Source organism: Acidimicrobiia bacterium (assembly GCA_041676705.1).
Lineage (GTDB): Bacteria > Actinomycetota > Acidimicrobiia > Acidimicrobiales > SKKL01 > Actinomarinicola.
The window spans coordinates 275,547-294,440 of record JBAYRL010000003.1; the positions used below are offsets into that span (position 1 = coordinate 275,547).

Sequence of the window (18,894 nt, forward strand, 5' to 3'; positions counted from 1 at the left end):
GGTCACGGCTCGCTAACCGTCACCTTCTTCTAGCTCGCTCGTGGCTGCTATCACCTGCTCCTCTTGCGCGGCTAATACCAGCGGCTTGAAAGCTCGACGGTGGAACCACAAACCGAGTGCCGCCAAGATCGCTGCCGCGAATGCCAACAGGAGGCCAGTGCCAGGTTTTGCGATGGTATTGAACTGTGCAATTTTTGAAGTACCGAAAATACGCGGGGTAAACTCACCAACTGCATTAGCCAGTGGCGCCCGCGGATCTAAAGTATGGCCATATCTCCATAACCAATACTGCAGATCTAATAGGAAAATAAAAGGAAACAGCATTGCTGGCAGCGCCATCAACACCACATATCGGCTATTAATAGCAATTGCTGACGCTAATAACCCTGCAAATACCACAATGGAAAGAACAGCAATAGAGCGTTCAAACTCGGCACCCTCATCGAGGCCCGCCATACCAACATAGTGATTTAAAGCGTCGAGCTGTTCTAAATCGTTGGAATTAGTAACTGGGTCAACTCGCCCTTCCAGCCGATTTACATAGGCCTTGACATGAAGGCCTTGTGGAAACTGTGGTGCTTTAAGGTCAAGCAGCCAATATGGAAACAACAGAGATAGCAAGATTGCCATCATGGCGGCAATGAAGAAGGCCGTCGGTAGGCGGTAACGCGCCCTGTACTCGTTGTACTCGTCTTTAGGTATTCGGGGACCGAGCACCCGGGCCATGAGACCCATTTACGCCACCTCCGTACGACGTATTTCCAATGCGAAGAATTGAGTGTGAGGATGCGGCCCAACTAGGTCAGCGAGTTGGGCCGCATCCTCAGTTAGTGCTACCTAACTACGGCTTCACCAAGAAATATCCCACCATCTCTAGGTGCAAGGCCGAGCAGAACTCGGTGCAGTAGTAGGTGAACACTCCTGGGACATTGGCGTCGAATTCAAGCGTCGCTGTCTCTCCAGGTTCCAAGCTGGTGGTTATGTTGTAGCCCGGTATTGCGAAACCGTGCGTGGCGTCTTGGGTAGTTTCCAAGTTGGTAATGTGCCAAACCACGTGGTCACCCTGCTCGATCTCAATCAGGTCGGGGGTGTAATGGCTTCGAATTGCCGTCATGTTGATGGTGACGTTCTTACCGTCACGAATAACACCAGCATCCTCTTCGCTCAAAGTAGCGTTCTTACCGATTGCATCTTCAGTTGGCTGACTATGCCCGGCCATCAAGCTGGGGTCCGTACCAAGTGGATAGACAATGTACGGATTCAACTTGTCGGCCCGAATGATCTGGGCGTAGTGCGGCTCAGCCACACCGATTGGTGAGTCGTAGATCACCGGCATCGTTTGGCCGCCCTCGCTGATATCCATTAGTTGGAAGTTTTGCGGGAGCAATGGCCCAGTTGGGAAGAAACGGTCGATTGACCACTTGTTCATGGAGATCAGGTAGCGACCATCGGGATTAACCGTGTCGCCTCCAGCCACGGTCAGGTGACCAACGTTGTATTGAACTTCGGTCTTTGTAACTAGGCTCCAGGGTTCTTCGCCTTCAGGCTCCATACCATTACCCAAAGTCCAACGAGCAATGGCTGAATCTAGGAACAGGCTGGTGTAGGCGTAGCCCTTGTCGTCGTACTGGGTATGTAGTGGACCTAGACCCAGCTCCACCTGGGCCTCGATGGCATCTTCCATGGGAATAATAGGCACACCAAATTGGTCGGTTTCGCTCACTCCAGCCGCGATGGCATCTTGAATCTTCTTAAACGAATACACGTTGGCGTGAGTATCGAGCTTGCCCGAAACTGTTAGATATTCACCATTTGGCGTTACGTCAACACCGTGGGGGCTCTTAGGCTCAGGAACGAAGTGTAAGAGACCCTCGCTCACAACTTTGTTGAGCTCAATCACAGGAAACCCGTTGATCTCGGAAGCGCCGCCGTTTTGGAAGACTTCGGCCGCCTTGTTCAGGTTAATGACATGGAGGAAGTCGGTCTCGTTGGCACTGGTACCAGCCTCGAATTCAGCACCGGAGTGCTCCATGCCGGTGGCCAGCTCGGTGTTGATCGAGTTACAAAATACCCAACCGTCAGAAGCCAATTTTCCAGAGTCACACAAGTCTTGCCAGTAAGGAGGCAGCTCCATCGAGAAAGACTTTGAAACATCAATTCGACCGGCATCACGATCGAATTTCCAGAAGGTAATGAGACCCCGATAGTCGTCGTCGTAGTTGTCTAGCGGTGCGAACTCGCCACCAAGTGGCGCCGCATATTGGCCGCCTTCAATGACCCAATCGGTGTTTGGGGTAGCGAAGGTACCGCCGTGGTCGTTGTTGGCCACGCGGTTGTAGACAATCTGTTTTGTTTCAAAGTCACGAAGGTCAATGACCGCTACCCGCGAGTTTGATTTGTCGTTGATAAATAAGAACTCACCATCGTATTCACCGTCAGTTTCTGAAAGTGCAGGATGGTGAGTGTCAGCCCAACGAAGCTCTTCGTGATCGGGATTGTGTCCTTGGCTGAGGACCTCCTCAGTTGCCACGTTGCCATAACCCCAACCTTGCCAAGGCTCGGGCGTGAATACACCAATTGTGCGGAGCAACCGCATTGAAGGAACGCCTATTACGTGCACCTGACCGGAGTGACCTCCAGAAGCAAACGTTAGAAATTCGTCGTGTTGACCACTGGGAACGTAGGTCTTGGCGGCCGCGATGAGGTCGGCTTCTGAAAGCCCACGCTCTTGGGCAATCTGTTGCACCGAACCAGAAGCACCTCCCCCGCCGCCGTTTCCATTACCGTCATCGGAGCAGCCCGCCGCAATTACTGCGAAGACTGCTAAAACCGCCGCTATTAGGCGCCAACGTTGCCGTCGATGCCGGATACCAGAAGAAAGTGCCACTGCTCGCCTTCTTTCGCCTATGGATAAATAAGCATTTGGAACCACCAGGTCGCGACAACGCTTCATGAACAGCGGGACCTTGCCGAAACAGGGGTCGGGCGTTGAAAGCGGTTGCCTCTAGACAACGATCATTATGTAGAGACGTGGTGGGGCCAAGGGCCAAAGGGATAGAGCGCACGGGACCTTCGGCCCTAATAGCCAGACAAGCTAATTATTCAGTTGTGATTCGACTGGTTGGAAGCTAGTCGCAAACCAGTTCAAGTGACTCCGGTTCATCGTCAAGATCGGCGACTTCATCACCAGATCCGAGTTCCAACTTATTGCCTTGGAAGTCACGCTTCGACCACAGTGTGACCGTGGCGGAGTCTCCTACGCGAATCGAGTCGGCCTCATCGTCCCAGTCTTTGTCGGCACCGGGAAGATTAGACAAGTCGCTGTAACGACCCGGCTCGGTGAGCCGGAAGTTGTCGTCAGTTTCCTTGAAATTATCGTCATCATAGAGATGCACCCAGCATCCATCGCCGTTGGATGAATCGCCGTTGGAAGATTCAGCGTCGCTGGTAGTTGTAGTCGACTGTTCCGGAGGCAGTGTGCTGCTTGGGTCTTCGGGCAACTCAGTAGTTCCGTTGGCTAGGTCATCACCGGTCGCACCGCTGTCGCCGTTGTCGTCATCACTACTACATGCGCTAAAAGCCAGAGCCATCGCCAAAACCAGGAACACAGATGGCAGTTTTCTTCGATTAGTCATATTTCACCTCTAGCAGCACTACCCCGCCATCACTACGGTTAGGACGATTCTTTTCGCGCCGCACCTTCGTTGCACGGCCCGGCAACCTCGACCACGAATCAACCGACATGCCAGGCATAGGGATGTCATCATGGTGGCACGTTGTAATTGTGGCTAAAGGACAATATTCGTGCGTGCAGTGCTTTGTTTAGATGACGGTGGACTCGAGTCAATCGAGCTAAGAGAGGTGGCTGACCCCACCATTGGACCCGACCAAGTACTGGTTGAGGTTCACGCCGCTTCGGTGGAATTTGTTGACACCTTGATTGCAACTGGTCTCTACCAGATTAAAGTGCCAACCCCTTACACACCAGGCAATAACTTGGCTGGAGTTGTACTGGCGGTGGGTGAAAATGTATCGGGCTTTGGCGTTGGTGATCGTGTACACGGCATGGGTTTTGTAGGTGCCTTTGCCGAAAAAGCAGCCGTGCCAGCAGCAGCTCTTCGGCACACCCCAGATGGTCTCAGCGCTGAATTGGCATGCCTGACCGGAGCTACCTATCGCACCGCCTACGATGCCTTAGTGTCAGAATCTGCCGGTGTGCTCAAAGACGGTGATGACGTAGTAATTCTGGGTGCTTCCGGCGCTGTGGGCAGTGCGGCCATTACCGTTGCCAAAGCCCTTGGTGCACGAGTTGTGGCATGTGCGTCGAGTGAAGAAAAGCTTGAGTTCTGCCGCTCAATTGGTGCCGATGAAACCGTTAACTACAGCCAAGACGGTTTCAAAGAGACCCTGAAGCAACTTTGCCCTAAGGGTGTCGACATCGTGCTCGACCCTGTCGGTGGACAATACTCCGAAAAAGCACTGCGCGCGGTGGGCTACGGTGGGCGCTTTGTTGCAATCGGCTTCGCCAGCGGTTCCATTCCCAAGATCCCACTGAATCTGGTGCTGCTGAAGGGCTCAACCATTACCGGCTACGAAATTGGCGACTTTCAGCGTCTAGAACCCGAAACCGCCGCCCGCAACCGCGATCACCTGGAAGCCATGTTGGCCGCCGGCACAATTAAAGCACCCATAACCAAACGTTTCAGCATGAGCCAAGCCGTAGACGCCATTGCTTATGTTGGCGGTCGTGACAAGTTTGGTATGACGGTCCTTACGCCGCAGCAATAGCCAGCCCACGCTGGCCGTTCTCAAATACAGGGGCTAGGCCGAGGGTAAAATTTGGTTGGAATTGGTGCCGTGGGCAGCCTGAGCAGCCAGTTCGGCCTCGCGACGTGCCAGACGTTCAGAAATATTGGCACACTCAGCACAGACCGATTCTGGTATTAGCCCGAAGCGGATCAGGCCGCCAAAAATGAAGCAGCCGACACAAAAACCGAGGGCCGCTTCCAAGCTGGCCGCTACCAAAATCATGCCCACCAACACGCTGGCAACACCGGGATGTCCACTGGCCAAAAACACCACAGCCGTAACCGACAATGTGGCTCCTATCCCTTGCGCGAATCGCTTAGGGGAACCAGCGGTTTCACGATTCGGCAGACCAAGCTTCGGAACCACAACTTTGGTGGCCAAAAGCGCTAGGGGGCTGTAGGTAGGGCCACTAAGCACCCGTGCCACAAAGCCATATGCCAATGGCACCACCAGCCAGTGCCAGCCAGTCACCAACAAAAGCGCACACATTGCCACTACGCCAGCAGCCACGGTCCGTGCCGCGTATTCATTGACTGTTTCGGGGAAAGCGAACAATTTGTGCATGTGGTGCACGCTAACTTCCTAAACCCGACTAAACAACTCGGGTTTAGTAGAATCTGCCTAAAAAGGGCGCTACCAGCAGGTTCAACCTAAATCGATCTGCTGGTAGTGCCCACTTAGGCATTTAACGGAGGCTAGAACATTGAGACGTTGGCTCTGCCTTCAAGTCTCGCACTGTGGCCCGAACCCTTATTAGTGGCCCGAACCGACCGTAATTCACTGTGTTACTCAACGGTCCAAGTGGTACCCGAATTGAGTAGCGCCTCTAAATCACCTGGCCCTGACTGTTCATAAACAGACTCAACCTGCGCCGCTACCTGTTCGTCATAAACAGGGCGCTCCACATCGCGAAATACTCCAATTGGAGTAGGCATGGTGGGGCCTTCAGAGATACGCGACAGAGCAAACGCCAGCGATGGATCTTCTCGGCCTTCATCGTGAACCAATAGGTTCTCGACACCGACGTCTTCGACGCTGCAAACGTAAGCTTCACCGTATTCGTTCAGCACAACACCATGTTGGCCATCGGCACCCCACCGAATCGGTTCGCCATGTTTTAGGGGAATCAGCATCTCTTCACGCACGTCTTTGCGCAAAATACCGTCGAACGCCCCATCGTTGAACACGTTGCAGTTCTGGTAGACCTCAACGAAGGCCGCACCTTTATGCTCATGGGCACGGGTGAAGATCTCTTGCATATGCTTGCGGTCCATATCGTGGGTACGAGCCACAAAGGTAGCTTCGGCCCCAATGGCCACCGATAGCGGGTTGAAGGGATAGTCGAGCGAGCCAAACGGGCTCGATTTGGTGACCTTGCCCTGTTCGGAAGTGGGTGAATACTGTCCTTTGGTAAGACCATAGATTTCGTTGTTAAACAGCAAAATCTTCATGTTAACGTTACGACGCAAGGCATGAATCAAATGGTTTCCACCAATGGAAAGCATGTCGCCGTCGCCACCGATAACCCAAACATCAAGATCGGGTCGGGTCAGTGCAACGCCGGTGGCAATAGCTGGCGCACGACCATGAATGGTGTGCATGCCGTAGGTGTTCATGTAGTAGGGGAACCGTGATGAACAGCCGATGCCAGAGACGAACACAATGTCTTCGGGCTTCACGTTGATTTCAGGCAACATAAATTGCATTGCTGCCAAAATGCTGTAATCACCGCAACCCGGACACCAACGAACTTCTTGGTCGGAAACAAAGTCTTTTCGGGTCAAGGCCACCGGGGTTCCTTCGGAACCATTGACGGCATCAACAGGTAATGCGCTCATCGGGCCAACTCCTCCAAAATTGCAGTCTCAAGCGATGAGGCCTTAATCGGCTCACCCGAGATTTGGGTATAACTACGGGCATCCACCAAGAACCGCCCACGGATCAACAGAGCCAGCTGGCCCGTATTCATTTCAGGAATAAGAACTTTGTCGTAGCGCATCAACAGCTCACCTAGATCGGCAGGGAAGGGACTTAGGTGGGTCAAATGAGCCCTCGAAACCTTGTGACCCTGAGCCCGCACACGACGCACACCGGCGTTTATGGCACCCCAGGTGGAGCCCCATCCCAATACGAGAAGCTTGGCATCATCTTGCTCGTCAGCCTCCACACCGGGAATATCTTTGGCGATGCCATCGATTTTCGCTTGGCGGAGGCGAACCATGTTGTCGTGGTTCTCAGGGGAATAGCTGATGTTGCCGGTACCGTCTTGCTTTTCAATTCCGCCTATTCTGTGCTGAAGTTCAGGCGTTCCAGGTACTGCCCAGGGGCGAGCCAATGTTTCAGGGTCACGCGCGTAAGGCAAGAAAACGGGATTGCCGTCAGCATCGGAAGCGTTAGTTTCGCGTTGAAAATCAACCGAGATGTCGGGCAAGGCGTTGAGGTCGGGCAGCAACCAGGGTTCAGCACCATTGGCCAAGTAGGCATCGGAAAGCAGAATTACTGGCGTTCGATACTTCAGAGCAATACGGGCCGCTTCGAAAGCCGCGTTAAAACAATCAGGAGCTGTCTTAGCGGCTACTACAGGTAACGGTGCCTCGCCGTGACGCCCGTACATAGCAGCCATCAAATCGGCCTGTTCGGGCTTAGTGGGCATTCCAGTAGAAGGCCCAGCACGCTGCACATCAATAATGACCATGGGCAATTCAAGGCTGATAGCCAAACCAATGGCCTCCGACTTCAGGTCAAGGCCGGGACCGGAGGTCGTGGTAACGGCCAAGTTTCCAGCAAATGCCGCACCAACCGCCATAGCGGCGGCCGCAATTTCGTCTTCAGCTTGAACAGTTCGGATACCGAAGTTCTTGTGGTTCGAAAGTTCATGCAAAATGTCTGAGGCGGGCGTGATCGGATAACTGGCTAACACCATTGGAAGTTTCGCTTGCTGTGCCGCGGCGATTAGTCCATACGCTGTGGCTAAGTTTCCGGTGATATTGCGATATTTACCTTTGGGCAAAGCAGCCGGTTTCACCTCAAAGGGGTGGTCAAACAATTCGGCGGTTTCACCAAAAGCATAGCCAGCGTGAAAGGCCGCTAGGTTTGAGTCGCGGACTAGTTCACGGGTCGCGAACTGCTTGTTCGTCCATTCAATGACCGACTCATAGGGACGGCTGTACATCCAGCACACTAGCCCGAGAGCGAAGAAGTTTTTCGATCGCTCAGCATCGCGGGCTTTCACACCAAGCTCGGCCGTCGCCCGCGCCGTTATTGAGGTCATCGGGATTTGGAACACTTTGAATTGTTCAAGTGAACCATCGGTTAGTGGATTCGATTTTAGTTTGGCCTTATCAAGGTCACGCTGTTCAAAGGAATCACTATTTACAATTAAAGTTCCACCCGGTGGAAGGTCAGCAATGTTCGCCGACAAGGCTGCAGGGTTCATGCACACTAAGACATTCGGGTTGTCACCGTGGGTCACAATATCGTGATCACTAATGTGAACCTGAAAACTTGAAACTCCGGGCACGGTTCCAGCGGGTGCACGAATTTCCGCTGGATAGTTGGGGAAGGTGGCAAGGTCGTTGCCAAAGCTTGCAGACAAGTCGGTGAAGCGATCACCAACTAGCTGCATGCCATCGCCAGAATCCCCAGCAAAACGAATGACTACACGGTCAATCGTTACCGCTTCTAAATGCTCATCGGGCGCGGTAGTTGTCACAGTACCTCCTTAGAGGATGACAGGTTGTGGCAAATTTTGTTTGTACTTTCGTAATTGTTGCACGACTACCAAATGAATGCTCGGGCTTTATTTAAATCGTGACTTTAGGCCTCGGCTTTTACTTAAACTGAAGGTCTCTTGTGGCCATTTAGCTAACATCAGTAGCCATGATCAGCGTGGAGAAATTTCGAGGGCGGGCTAACGCTTGGTTAGCGGAACAAGAATCAACGGCACCGCCAAATTGGGGGCCCATCATGCCCGCTGAGCGGCGTGATCAGGGTATGGAGTGGCAGGCGAGACTGCACCAGAACGGATTTGCTGCCATTGCTTGGCCTGAGGTTTACGGCGGCCAGGGCCTAAGTGTTGAACATCAACAAGCCTGGATGGAAGCTTGCGCAGACCATTCGGTACCGCCTTTTTTGAATATGGTGGGCTTAGTGTTGGCAGCGGGAGCGCTGCAGATTTTTGGAACCGAAGAACAAAAAAATGCCCATCTTCCGGCAACTGCTAAAGGCGAGCGTGTTTGGTGCCAACTTTTTTCGGAACCGGGTGCTGGTAGTGACCTGGCATCGTTATCTACCAAAGCCGAACTCGACGGCGACGAGTGGGTATTAAATGGTCAGAAAGTTTGGTGTTCTGGTGCTCGGGCGTCCGATTGGGGCATTTTGTTGGCCCGCACCGAAGCCGACGCGCCAAAACACCAGGGCATCTCGTTCTTTGTGGTTGATATGCACACCCCGGGCATCGAAACCCGCCCTTTACGGCAGATGACTGGCGACGCGGAATTCGATGAAGTGTTCTTCACTGACGCTCGAATCCCAGCCGATGCTCTGATAGGTGAACGAGGTCAGGGTTGGCTAATAGCAATGGCCGCTCTAACCAATGAACGCGGCCACATTGGTGGCACCGGTCGGGCGATCACCAAACGTCTCGATTCCTTGTTGGCCCTGGCCCAAGAACGTGGCCTGAGCGCTGTTGAACGAGACCGTCTGATGAAGCTTTGGTGCCAAGGTAAGGCCTACCTATATATGACCCAGCGCCAGGGCCCAACCGCTTCCGTTAACTCATCATTAGGCAAGCTTGGAATGACCGGATTTAGCTTCGACCTGGCCAACCTGGCCGCCGACCTCCAAGGCGCGAACGCTACTTTGTTGGGCCCCGAAGCTAACTCGCTTCTGGCTGCTCCTGGTGGCTGGTTCGGCGGTGGGACCAGCCAGGTTCAACGCAACATCATCGGAGAGCGCATTTTGGGTCTTCCCCGAGAGCCAAAATTGTAAGTCAACACCAGACTGGGCGCCCATGGACCACGAAGTTACGCCAAGTTGGCTAGTAGAGGCCGCCCAACAGGTGATCGAGGTTTGCCACCAAGCGGCGACCGAGCAATTAGAACTGCTACTACCTGCCATTCAGCTTCAGGTTTCCATGGTATTGGTAGGCCAAGAAATCTTGCGTACCGATTATCAACGCACGATCATGCTGGCTATTTCTGATATCGAACAAGCTCTGCCGCCACCCGTAGGCATGAACCTTATCTACGGCTTGGCTCATGAAGTTGGCCATCTGGTTATCGTCCGGTCGATACCGGAAGGGGCTTCCTTAGCCGTGGTATGGGATGAAGCATTCGCGCACCATTTGGCGCTCAACACTTTCTTTCCAGCTCTGTCGGCCCACTTCGGTAACACTCCTTGGCCCGGTGAAACCGCTGGTTGGCAAGAACGCCAGGTCTCGATGAGCAACCAGCTTCATTTCGCTAACCAAAACCAACAGCTTCAAAAAATGGCGGCACAGGTTTCAGCTGCCTCTAGCCGTCTGGGCAGCGACCGCGCTCTATTGAACGCACTTGGAGTGCAGTCACCATCATCATTGGGGCTCTTGTCGATGGAACGAACTCTGCGCCGCCTGAAGCACAGTCATTAACCTAACGCTTGGCGAAACGGCGCCTTGGGGCCGCAAATTTAGGCCGTTAACGACAGCGGACCAAATCGTGGTAATTCAGGGTGGCATAGCGCCATGTAGTCAGGCTACAAAGCCCCGTTTTGCGAGTTCGTGCCAGTTAAAACGCCGCGGGTTACAGACATAAAGCTCTTTGAATTTCTTTCGTTCGGCATCGCTTGTCGCTATCGACATGGCACCATCGAGGCGTGCTTTAGGGCAGCCACCCCAACACACCGGCAAAAATGGGCATCCTTCACAACCAGTATCAAATGGCTCATAGGTTCGCCAACGTTCGTCAGCTTCAGCGCTGACAGTAAGCCCGACTACCCCCAAGCTAGCTACCACTTTGTTGTCATCTGCTACCTCGGCCCAGCACCGTTTCACTCGACCACCCGGTTCAAATGCGAAATGAGAACTCTTAACGGCGGCACAAGGTGTCGAACTCGAAGTGTCAAAAGCCACTGCCATTGAAAAGCCTAGTTCGCGGGCACGTTCGTACAATTCCACTTCAACAGCGGCAAACTCGGGCACCGTTAAGAAAGATTCGGGAACTGAATCTAAGTTTTCAGGTTGATAGACCGCTGCGGGCTCAACTCGAACAAAACCCAGGTTCACAAATAGCTCTCGTTGGGCTAGGTCCTCTAAGAGCGCAGGCACGCCCTCCACATTTCGACGGTCGATATTCACTCGAAGACTCACGCTAAGGTGCCGGTACGCCGCCGCTACCCCGTTCAATGTGGTCTCATACGAGCCTCGCCCAGACGCACTTGGGCGCAATAAGTCGTGTACTTCTGCCACGCCGTCCATGGTGATTTGAACACTTGAAACTCGGGCATTCGCCAACGCTTCGGCCATAGCGTCGTCAATTAGGGTTCCGTTGGAAATCATGGTGGCTGAATATCCCGCACCGGCGAAAGAAGCTACCTGCATTAAACGGCGCGACAGACTCAAAATGGTGTCAATTTGCAAGGTCGGTTCGCCACCGAACCAGGTCACGGCCAAGGCCTGTCGACCGCTTATATTCTGTTTAACGAATCGCACCAACTGATCTTGTTCAGCTTTGGGCATGGCACGTGCTGGATGGTCAGCTTCGAAGCAATAGCCACAGCGCAAATTACACGCCACTGTGGGCGAAATAGTGAGTAGCAAGGTGTCGCTCGCGTCTTGTTCTTCACGATAAGCATCTTGGGCGGCTTGGCGTTCATCCCAATGCGAAGGCACCAAAATGCCAGTGGCATACAGCAACCCCAACAACTGGTCGTCTAGATCATCTAGCAAGCCTTTTTGTACCAATGCATCGTTGGTTAAATCAAGCAGGATATGGTGCCCGGTACGGGTAGATGACCACATTACCGAGTCTTCACCCACCTCTGCTCGTAGGGCATACACCGAGGTGGCCAGGGCGGTTGAAGCATTTGTTGTGGTCGTCATTTGATCTCTACTAGTTGTTCATGTGCGTCGAATGCTTGTGCAATCTCCCGAGCAGCCATTGACAAGACAAGTGCAAATTGTTCGGGTGGCGTGGGCGCTAGTAAATCGGAACCAAGCCGATTAGAGGCCAACTCGACGGTTTCGTTAACCGCATTTACCTCGGCACATAAGTGACACGGATGCCACGCAGTCTTGGGACTTCTATCGCTCAAATCACGATGCCCTCCGGCCAGAAGGTGGGCACCGAGTGGCCCCCACATGCGGATAATGGCAAACCAAGGGGTTCGTCGATAATTGTTGATTAAATCTGTTAGCTCAACATCATCAGCGTTGCCCAATACCAAGGGGCTCTCGGGCCCAAACTCGGCGCTGGTCGGACAAATTGAAACCGAACCGTTGACGTCAACTTCGATGTGCCCCGCTAAATGGCACCCACCCAAGTCTGGCGGGGTAATTCCTACTGTCTTTAACGACAGTTCTTTACCACGGCCTACCGGGTGGACTGGGTGTGAAACCACTTCAACCCCGCACTGCGCTGCCAAGGTTGAAGCCAAGCCAATCGCTTGAAAATCACCAACCGCCGACGGAACTGAGATTTGCACTTCGAGCCCCGCTTCACTGGCAGCGTGACTGGCGTTAAGAACGGCCTGGAGGGGAATAAACTCAAGATGCCAACGGTCAGTGGAAAGCAAGAGCGCCGTCGTCCCTGCCTCTACCAACTCGCCAACTCGGCGTTTGGCTTGGCTAAGGTCGCGTGCCCAATTTCCGTTTGAGCAGACCGACACCTCTAAACCTTCCTGCGCGGCGGCCTCAATAATGGGCAAGGCGTGGTTGAACCGGGCGAGAGGTTCCCCACCTGAAAACAAAACACGTGAAATTTGGCTATCTGCGGCAGCACGCAACAGGCGCTTAGCCAGCAGTTGGTCCATCCAATCACGCTGATCGGGATCAGAGCTAGACCCGCAATGATCACAAGCCGCCGGACAGAATCTAGTTAATAAAAGTCCTAGAGCGTCAACTGTATTTTCGGTGGGGAAACCAGTCATGGCTTAGCTGGCGGCTGGTAGCCAGTTAGCATCGCCGAAGCCTTCGTCTTCAGCCCAGTCACGCACCCGGTATCCTTTTTCAATCCAGGTTTGAACCCGTGCGGCGATTTCACAGAGTTCTAGCAGCCGGTTGGGTAGCTGAACACCTGCTGGCAGAGCCTCAATAATTTCCGGCCCACCTGAGAAACCGCTCACCTCGGGTCGTGTTGCCGGGCTAGGGGCACGAAAAGCCGGGGCTTGGATAGCAGGCGACCCGAAAGCGAAGCCACCGAGGTTTGAGAGCTTAGGATCAAGGAGGTTGTCACGGGAGGCATTGGTGGGAACGTGAAAGATTCTGCACAGTGAGGCGGTCGGTGCCTGCAGCAGTTCTTGGATTAAAACGCCGACTTCGTCCGATTCGATTATCCACTCCACTACGAGGCTTGGTACTTCGCGGTCCAACAACTCGGCTGGGATGCGAGGCAAGCTGGTGTCAGCTTGGGTAGGCAGCTTGATGGTGATGGTGTCTGAGGTAGCGTTAATGCCAAGGCTTGGAAACTCGTCGGCCATTGAAACTCCTTTGGTTTTCAATTACATGTGCTTACTTGTGCTCCCAAGACGACAACGCCCTCATTTAGTTACAGCCACCAAGTAACCTTTTTCAGCTTTTAACGACTTGGTTCGCAATGGACACCCACCGCACAGCACCGCATTCTGTTGCCTCAGTTCCATCGGCCAAAGATGCCGATCCAATCGAGGTCGAGTTGAATCATGGCGAGTTGATTGAAATAATCAACCACTTTTGGAGCACTCCGCCTGCCACCGTGGAGGTGGCGCTTTCGCATTTAGGTCGATATTCACGCCTCTTAGCCCCAACAGAAACTCACTTAACCTCACTAGCCAAGGCCACTGGCAAGGTAGGTGAATTAACCCACACCTACAACGGTTGCCTAATTACCGACGCCCTAAACCCCGCCGAGGCGGCTTCGTGGGTTGAAGCCAGCCGCGGAGCACAACAATGGGATCGAACTAGCTTGGGAAACACCACAACTTTGGGGGCCGTATGGTTCGCCTACGTTGATCGCTACCATCAGCCTGAAGAACGGGTTGCCCAGTATCGTCACGGCGCAACACAAGGCAAAACAGCCTTAGAAAACACGATTCCTGGTTTCACACAACACATCATCGATTTAACAGCACAGTTATTGGGTGCCGAGGTAATAGAACGGCCGGGTTGGGCAGGGCCAAGCATTATCAACTTTGAACCAAGCTCGGCAGAGCTGTCCGATAACGACGGTGATATTCACTTTGATTGGATGGGCATCGCCTCACAAGACGCTGCGGGGCTGTTAACACCCAACCTGAGCTTTGTTCTTATGCTGCAAAACGCTGATGTGGGCGGGAGCTTGAAGTTGTGGAACCACGGTTTTGGCACCGAAGGACAGCTAGTAACAATGGCCGAGCCAGCGACCGAAGTGGCGTATTCACCTGGCTCGTTGCTGTGTTTCAATGGTCATCAACTACACCAGATTCAAGCTATTGCTGGACAGCAAGCCCGGGTCACAGTTACCTGGCACGCCATTCGCCCTGACCCAACCGGACCATGGCACATATGGGTCTAGAGGCACCAAATCCATCGGGGGGTGCATCAATTACCAATGCGACGATGGTCGAGGTCGGGCTGCAACGACCTCTAAGCTAGCGCTATGGCCTCACCTCTACCGTTACTTCCACGCGCTGAACTATGAACGTTGAACGCCGTTTACTGGTTGAATCGCTACCTAATTACGAGGTTGCGGGCGAGATTGGTCGAGGCGGATGGGGTGTAGTGCTTGAGGCATCCCACAAAACACTTAATCGCCAGGTCGCCGTTAAACAGTTACCGCGGGCTTTCGGGGCCGACCCTGAAGTTCGAGCAAGGTTTTTGGCCGAAGCCAGAATGGTGGCCTCACTCGACCATCCCCATATTGTGCCCCTCTACGATTTTGTTGAACGAGATGGCATGTGTCTGTTGGTGATGGAATACATGGCCGGAGGCACCTTGTGGGATCGGTTCCAAGCCGGAGAGCTGAGCCCGCAAGACGCCTGCGCAGTCTCCTTGGCAGTGCTTTCAGCACTAGCACACGCCCATGAACGAGACATTTTGCACCGTGATGTTAAACCCGAAAACGTGTTGTTTAACGCCGCCGGGGTGCCGAAACTGGCTGACTTTGGCATCGCCAAAGTGCTGGGCGACGCTTCCTCAACCCGTACCGCTACCGGCGTTATTATGGGAACTCCGGCCTACATGGCACCCGAGCAGGGCCTAGGCCGCCAAGTCACCGCCGCTACCGACGTTTACGCCGTGGGAGTAATGCTGTACGAACTGCTCTCGGGTGATCTCCCGTTTCCATCAACGGGTGAACCTTTGGCCCAGTTGTTTCGACATGTGAACGAAGAGCCGGTTCCGCTAACCCAGGCTGCCTCCAGCGTGCCAGGGCCCATTGCCCAAGTAGTAATGCACGCCTTAGAAAAAGCACCCGAAAATCGACCGGTTAGTGCCCTCGATTTCGCGAGGAAACTACACGGTGCCGGTACCGCCAGCTTTGGGATTGGTTGGCTTGACAACGCTAGCTTCCCGGTGCTGGACTCCAGAGTTTTCGGACGTGGTAACACCGAGGCACCGCAGATGGTTGCAGAACCCGCGCTTGACGCGCCGGTAAATCAGGATGCTCCCGAAGAGAACATTCCACCTTCAAATGCCACCATTATTGTTGCCGACCTAGAAGCCACTGGTCTGGTCGCGGCCTCCGAATCAACCACACCTGAACCAACCGCCCCTGAGCAGACAGCACCCGAAGCTACCTTTCCTGAAACGGCGACGCAGGAAGCTGCTACACCCCAAACATCAGCACCGACAGCTTCGGTTCCCGCTACACCGCCACCAACAGCCCCAGCACCTACTGCAGCCACACCACCCCTACCAGAACCTGACGTCCAACCGGCCAGCCCGCCCAAATCGCCGGGACCCGCGCGATACCTGCTGATTGCAATAGCAGCAGTGGCCTTGGTGATTGTGAGCTCCATGGTGTTCTTACGAGGTGGAAACAACAGCGGCGATCCATCCACAAATGAAATTCCCGTGGCTGCCATCGCTCGTTTAGAAGGAGCGTGTCTACAAGGTGAGGTAGCCAAACCAGTGTGCGATTGTGCGGTGGAGCTGGCACAACAAGAGCTAACAGTGGCCGCGTTTATGGCTAATGACGCATTGCTCCAGCGTGATGGTGACAGCCTTACCGCTCCAATGGAGCAGATTTTCGTACGCTGTCAAGAACAATATGACAACGCGCGAGACGAAACCCCGTAGAGCTACGTACCTTCAACGTGCCAACTGCGAACTCGTACTGCTTGCGATAAGTAGTTTGGAAGGGCCTCGGGGAGCCAGGACGTGACCTGAAAACCGGTGACCTCGTCGTCTTCCGGGTCTTTATAAACCGAGGCAATACCGGGGGCCAGTAGGGCGCTAAGCGCTTGACGTTCGTCTGGTTGCAGCTCTTCGTCCATAAAACGCCGCAGCTTGGCAAGCATGTTCTGCGCTGCGTCAGTTTTGTCCTCTAAGGGTTCGTCGTCATCGCTCACGCCTACCTAGACCTTATTTCATGGGTGCGGTTACACCGCCAGCTAAAGACCGCATAATCTGTTCAAAAATAGTAGTCACTCGTCCATGCCGGGACAGATGATTAGTCAGTCAATCCTACTGCTTTTTTACTGGCTTCTAGACAACTAAAACAGTCTTTTACATGCTTGGCGGCCTCCAAAATCTCATCCCGTTGGACGAGTGCAACCAAGGTTTCACAATCAAAATCTCGACTGGCTGCTGCCATCTGCACGATTAGCGCGTTTCGCAAGCGGTGACGGGCCCGGTGTAGCAAAACTTTGGCGGCACCAGTTGTTATACCAAAGGCTTCGCCCACTTCTTGAGGACCTACCCCAAGCCACAGCACCATCGAGATTGCGGTGGCATCTCGCTTGGTTAGATCCGCTACCCCACCACGAACCAAATTGGCCAACTCTCGGAGTTCAACCTCAGTTTCGGGCCCGAGATTTTCAGAGATGGCCACCGTGCCTTCACCACCAGCCTCGTCAATTGGAACGAGCGTCACCTTGGTGTTCTTGCGGCGATGATTGACGGCGCTATTACGTGCAATCGCCAACAACCAAGGTCTAAATCGTGAATGGTCGCGTAAAGAATCTAAACGATATAAAGCCTGGGTAAATGCGTCTTGTACGGCATCGTCCACAGCGTCTAAATCGCGTAGATGGCCTCGTACTGTGGTGCGCACTGCTTTGTGATGACGTTCAAAGAGAATGGCGTAGGCTTTACCGTCGCCTTTTATGGTGGCTTGCACCAACCCCTCGTCGCTTACGTCGTGGCCCACGTTTCGATCGTAGGCCACCACAGCCGCTGAAACATTTCTGGCGATTAGTTATGAGGTTCTGTACCCAGGCGAACACCTTGAATTGGGGTGGAACGTAGCACCATGCTGGCGCGTGACGAAACGGTGCCCGAACGCACTATTGTGCGGCGTCCGGCAGGCCGGGGTGCCTCTCGAACGTTGGCGGCTGTGGCCCACAAAACGGTCTTCAGCTGGAACGGTCGGAGTTCAGGATGTTTCGAGCGGATAAGGGCCGCTATTCCGCTGATATGGGGGGCGGCGTAGGAATTTCCGGTTGCCACAATACGCGAGCTATCTTTCCACGCCACATCGATGTCGACTCCCGGTGCCAGAAACTCGGTGGGAGGTTCAGGGTTGTGGTGAAAGCGATAAGGGTCAGTTGACAGGCTTGAGGCAACGCTGGCCACCGAAGCATAAAGCGACGGAAAACTGGGCCGGGGAAGATTGTTGGCGGCCGTGACGATAAAAGAGCCCGAAAAGTAAGCACGATCACAAATTTCATAGAACGGCAACGCCCATTCTCGGCGATTCGCGCCTAGGGACAAATTAATTACGTCGAAACCTTCTTCAACCGCCCAGGCCAACCCGCGCAAAAAGGCAGCTGCTTTTCCGCTCAAGCCTCGGCCCAACACTTTGACGCTAGTGATTCGAGCTTCCGGCGCAATCCCATGGATGATGCTGGCACAAGCTGTACCGTGACCCACCGAATCGTCATGAGGGCCGCGCTCTTCAACCACCTCACCGTGTGGGTCAAGGGTAATTTGCACCCCACTAGCTTCATCCACGCAGTCGTCTAGGTCTGGATGTTGGGCTTCAACGCCAGAATCTATGACCGCCACCCTCACACCCTTACCGGTGGCACCTCCCCAAGCCCAGCTCGGAGAGAGGTCGTCCATGGAGGCCGCCGAATCTAGGCGCAATACCGTAGAACGCCGCCCGTAAGCTGGCAGTTGAGGGTCAGACACTGTTGAGCAAAATCTCGATCATGGGAGCAAGTTGGTTATAGCGACTCGGGTTCAATTGCGACAGACTCACAATATCGCGGCCCAAGGCTTCGGGGGAAGGTACTGCGTTGCTAGCCAGCCGATGCTCAAGTGCCACTCCGGCTACGCCGGCTAACAACGTGGTGATTTCAACATCATCAAAGTTGAAACCGTTGCCACCAACCGGGTCGATTAGTTCCAAGACCCCAGCAATGGTGTCGTTACCGGCACACGGCACGGTGAGGATGGCCTTAGGTTCCCAACCAAGTTGAGCGGCAACATCTTCGGCAATGCGAGCGTCAGCTGAGTGCGGGGCTAAAGCCACTGGTTGGCCCGAAGCTGCCACGAAGCCGGCAACGCCCACTCCTAGTGGCACTGTTACCCCCTCAGCGGCCGAGCTACCGTCGCCCAATCCAGCCACCACTTCTAGCTCGACATCATTATTTGCTAGAAGTAGTGCCTTAGCGGCACCGGTCGCATCGCAAGCAGCTTGAAGCACGCTGAGCAGAACCGGATCATCGAAATTTAGCACTTTATCTCCGTTGTTCAAGGAACCTTGGTGC

General features: G+C 54.0%; 18 protein-coding genes. 5 read left to right on the plus strand and 13 right to left on the minus strand.

Going from position 1 to position 18,894, the window contains the following annotated elements; translation table 11 throughout:
- Nucleotides 1-12 precede the first annotated feature (12 nt).
- From WC184_07265 to WC184_07275, 3 genes are all read right to left on the minus strand, one after another.
- Complete coding sequence (locus WC184_07265) at nt 13-735, minus strand: cytochrome C (GenBank protein ID MFA7477681.1); 723 nt, start codon at nt 733-735, stop codon at nt 13-15.
- A 106-nt stretch (nt 736-841) separates the two neighbouring features.
- Complete coding sequence (gene nosZ / locus WC184_07270) at nt 842-2,887, minus strand: Sec-dependent nitrous-oxide reductase (protein ID MFA7477682.1); 2,046 nt, start codon at nt 2,885-2,887, stop codon at nt 842-844.
- A gap of 241 nt (nt 2,888-3,128) precedes the next feature.
- Entirely contained in the window at nt 3,129-3,635 is a 507-nt protein-coding gene (locus WC184_07275; protein ID MFA7477683.1) for a hypothetical protein, read from the minus strand.
- Between the two features lie 169 nt (nt 3,636-3,804).
- On the opposite strand from WC184_07275, the gene WC184_07280 reads away from it, so the two are divergent.
- Nucleotides 3,805-4,788, plus strand: a complete 984-nt coding sequence (locus WC184_07280) for an NADPH:quinone oxidoreductase family protein (protein MFA7477684.1) — start codon at nt 3,805-3,807, stop codon at nt 4,786-4,788.
- Between the two features lie 33 nt (nt 4,789-4,821).
- Here the strand turns inward: WC184_07280 and WC184_07285 are convergent, their stop codons facing one another.
- The 3 genes from WC184_07285 to WC184_07295 form a co-directional block, all read right to left on the minus strand.
- Nucleotides 4,822-5,373: a DUF4395 domain-containing protein gene (locus tag WC184_07285; protein MFA7477685.1), complete on the minus strand. Its 552-nt coding sequence runs from the start codon at nt 5,371-5,373 to the stop codon at nt 4,822-4,824.
- 221 nt (nt 5,374-5,594) lie between these two features.
- Nucleotides 5,595-6,647: a 2-oxoacid:ferredoxin oxidoreductase subunit beta gene (locus tag WC184_07290; GenBank protein ID MFA7477686.1), complete on the minus strand. Its 1,053-nt coding sequence runs from the start codon at nt 6,645-6,647 to the stop codon at nt 5,595-5,597.
- Entirely contained in the window at nt 6,644-8,521 is a 1,878-nt protein-coding gene (locus tag WC184_07295) for a 2-oxoacid:acceptor oxidoreductase subunit alpha (protein ID MFA7477687.1), read from the minus strand. Before WC184_07295 ends, WC184_07290 begins: the two co-directional genes overlap by 4 nt.
- A gap of 167 nt (nt 8,522-8,688) precedes the next feature.
- On the opposite strand from WC184_07295, the gene WC184_07300 reads away from it, so the two are divergent.
- Both WC184_07300 and WC184_07305 read left to right on the plus strand, forming a co-directional pair.
- Nucleotides 8,689-9,798: an acyl-CoA dehydrogenase family protein gene (locus WC184_07300; protein ID MFA7477688.1), complete on the plus strand. Its 1,110-nt coding sequence runs from the start codon at nt 8,689-8,691 to the stop codon at nt 9,796-9,798.
- 22 nt (nt 9,799-9,820) lie between these two features.
- Nucleotides 9,821-10,438, plus strand: coding sequence for a hypothetical protein (locus WC184_07305; GenBank protein ID MFA7477689.1), 618 nt, complete (start codon nt 9,821-9,823; stop codon nt 10,436-10,438).
- Nucleotides 10,439-10,537: 99 nt separating this feature from the next.
- Here WC184_07305 and WC184_07310 read toward each other — a convergent pair whose 3' ends face one another.
- Genes WC184_07310 through WC184_07320 form a run of 3 tightly spaced genes read right to left on the minus strand, consistent with a single transcriptional unit; the run spans nt 10,538 to nt 13,482 of the window.
- Entirely contained in the window at nt 10,538-11,887 is a 1,350-nt protein-coding gene (locus WC184_07310; protein MFA7477690.1) for a radical SAM protein, read from the minus strand.
- A complete protein-coding gene (locus WC184_07315) occupies nt 11,884-12,933 on the minus strand; it encodes a radical SAM protein (GenBank protein MFA7477691.1) in 1,050 nt (349 codons plus the stop codon). Before WC184_07315 ends, WC184_07310 begins: the two co-directional genes overlap by 4 nt.
- A 3-nt stretch (nt 12,934-12,936) precedes the next feature.
- A complete protein-coding gene (locus tag WC184_07320) occupies nt 12,937-13,482 on the minus strand; it encodes a hypothetical protein (GenBank protein ID MFA7477692.1) in 546 nt (181 codons plus the stop codon).
- Nucleotides 13,483-13,598: 116 nt separating this feature from the next.
- Between WC184_07320 and WC184_07325 the strand changes: the two genes are divergently transcribed.
- Both WC184_07325 and WC184_07330 read left to right on the plus strand, forming a co-directional pair.
- Entirely contained in the window at nt 13,599-14,534 is a 936-nt protein-coding gene (locus tag WC184_07325) for a hypothetical protein (protein ID MFA7477693.1), read from the plus strand.
- A 122-nt stretch (nt 14,535-14,656) separates the two neighbouring features.
- A complete protein-coding gene (locus tag WC184_07330) occupies nt 14,657-16,258 on the plus strand; it encodes a protein kinase (GenBank protein ID MFA7477694.1) in 1,602 nt (533 codons plus the stop codon).
- Nucleotides 16,259-16,260: 2 nt separating this feature from the next.
- Here the strand turns inward: WC184_07330 and WC184_07335 are convergent, their stop codons facing one another.
- From WC184_07335 to WC184_07350, 4 genes are all read right to left on the minus strand, one after another.
- Nucleotides 16,261-16,530 carry a hypothetical protein gene (locus WC184_07335; protein ID MFA7477695.1) on the minus strand — a complete coding sequence of 90 codons (270 nt, stop codon included), beginning with the start codon at nt 16,528-16,530 and terminating at the stop codon, nt 16,261-16,263.
- A gap of 101 nt (nt 16,531-16,631) precedes the next feature.
- Complete coding sequence (locus WC184_07340; protein MFA7477696.1) at nt 16,632-17,330, minus strand: RNA polymerase sigma factor; 699 nt, start codon at nt 17,328-17,330, stop codon at nt 16,632-16,634.
- A 44-nt stretch (nt 17,331-17,374) separates the two neighbouring features.
- On the minus strand, nt 17,375-18,313 hold the full coding sequence (locus WC184_07345) for a S8 family serine peptidase (GenBank protein MFA7477697.1): 939 nt from the start codon (nt 18,311-18,313) through the stop codon (nt 17,375-17,377).
- Complete coding sequence (locus WC184_07350) at nt 18,306-18,881, minus strand: GAF domain-containing protein (GenBank protein ID MFA7477698.1); 576 nt, start codon at nt 18,879-18,881, stop codon at nt 18,306-18,308. Before WC184_07350 ends, WC184_07345 begins: the two co-directional genes overlap by 8 nt.
- Nucleotides 18,882-18,894 lie beyond the last annotated feature (13 nt).

Excerpts from the sequence above, each read along its gene's own strand:
- WC184_07315 (MFA7477691.1), bottom strand. The coding sequence starts at position 12,933 with ATGACTGGTTTCCCCACCGAAAATACAGTTGACGCTCTAGGACTTTTA.
- WC184_07320 (MFA7477692.1), bottom strand. The coding sequence starts at position 13,482 with ATGGCCGACGAGTTTCCAAGCCTTGGCATTAACGCTACCTCAGACACC.
- WC184_07325 (MFA7477693.1), top strand. The coding sequence starts at position 13,599 with ATGGACACCCACCGCACAGCACCGCATTCTGTTGCCTCAGTTCCATCG.
- WC184_07290 (MFA7477686.1), bottom strand. The coding sequence starts at position 6,647 with ATGAGCGCATTACCTGTTGATGCCGTCAATGGTTCCGAAGGAACCCCG.
- WC184_07285 (MFA7477685.1), bottom strand. The coding sequence starts at position 5,373 with ATGCACAAATTGTTCGCTTTCCCCGAAACAGTCAATGAATACGCGGCA.
- WC184_07305 (MFA7477689.1), top strand. The coding sequence starts at position 9,821 with ATGGACCACGAAGTTACGCCAAGTTGGCTAGTAGAGGCCGCCCAACAG.
- WC184_07310 (MFA7477690.1), bottom strand. The coding sequence starts at position 11,887 with ATGACGACCACAACAAATGCTTCAACCGCCCTGGCCACCTCGGTGTAT.
- WC184_07275 (MFA7477683.1), bottom strand. The coding sequence starts at position 3,635 with ATGACTAATCGAAGAAAACTGCCATCTGTGTTCCTGGTTTTGGCGATG.
- WC184_07265 (MFA7477681.1), bottom strand. The coding sequence starts at position 735 with ATGGGTCTCATGGCCCGGGTGCTCGGTCCCCGAATACCTAAAGACGAG.
- WC184_07330 (MFA7477694.1), top strand. The coding sequence starts at position 14,657 with ATGAACGTTGAACGCCGTTTACTGGTTGAATCGCTACCTAATTACGAG.
- WC184_07300 (MFA7477688.1), top strand. The coding sequence starts at position 8,689 with ATGATCAGCGTGGAGAAATTTCGAGGGCGGGCTAACGCTTGGTTAGCG.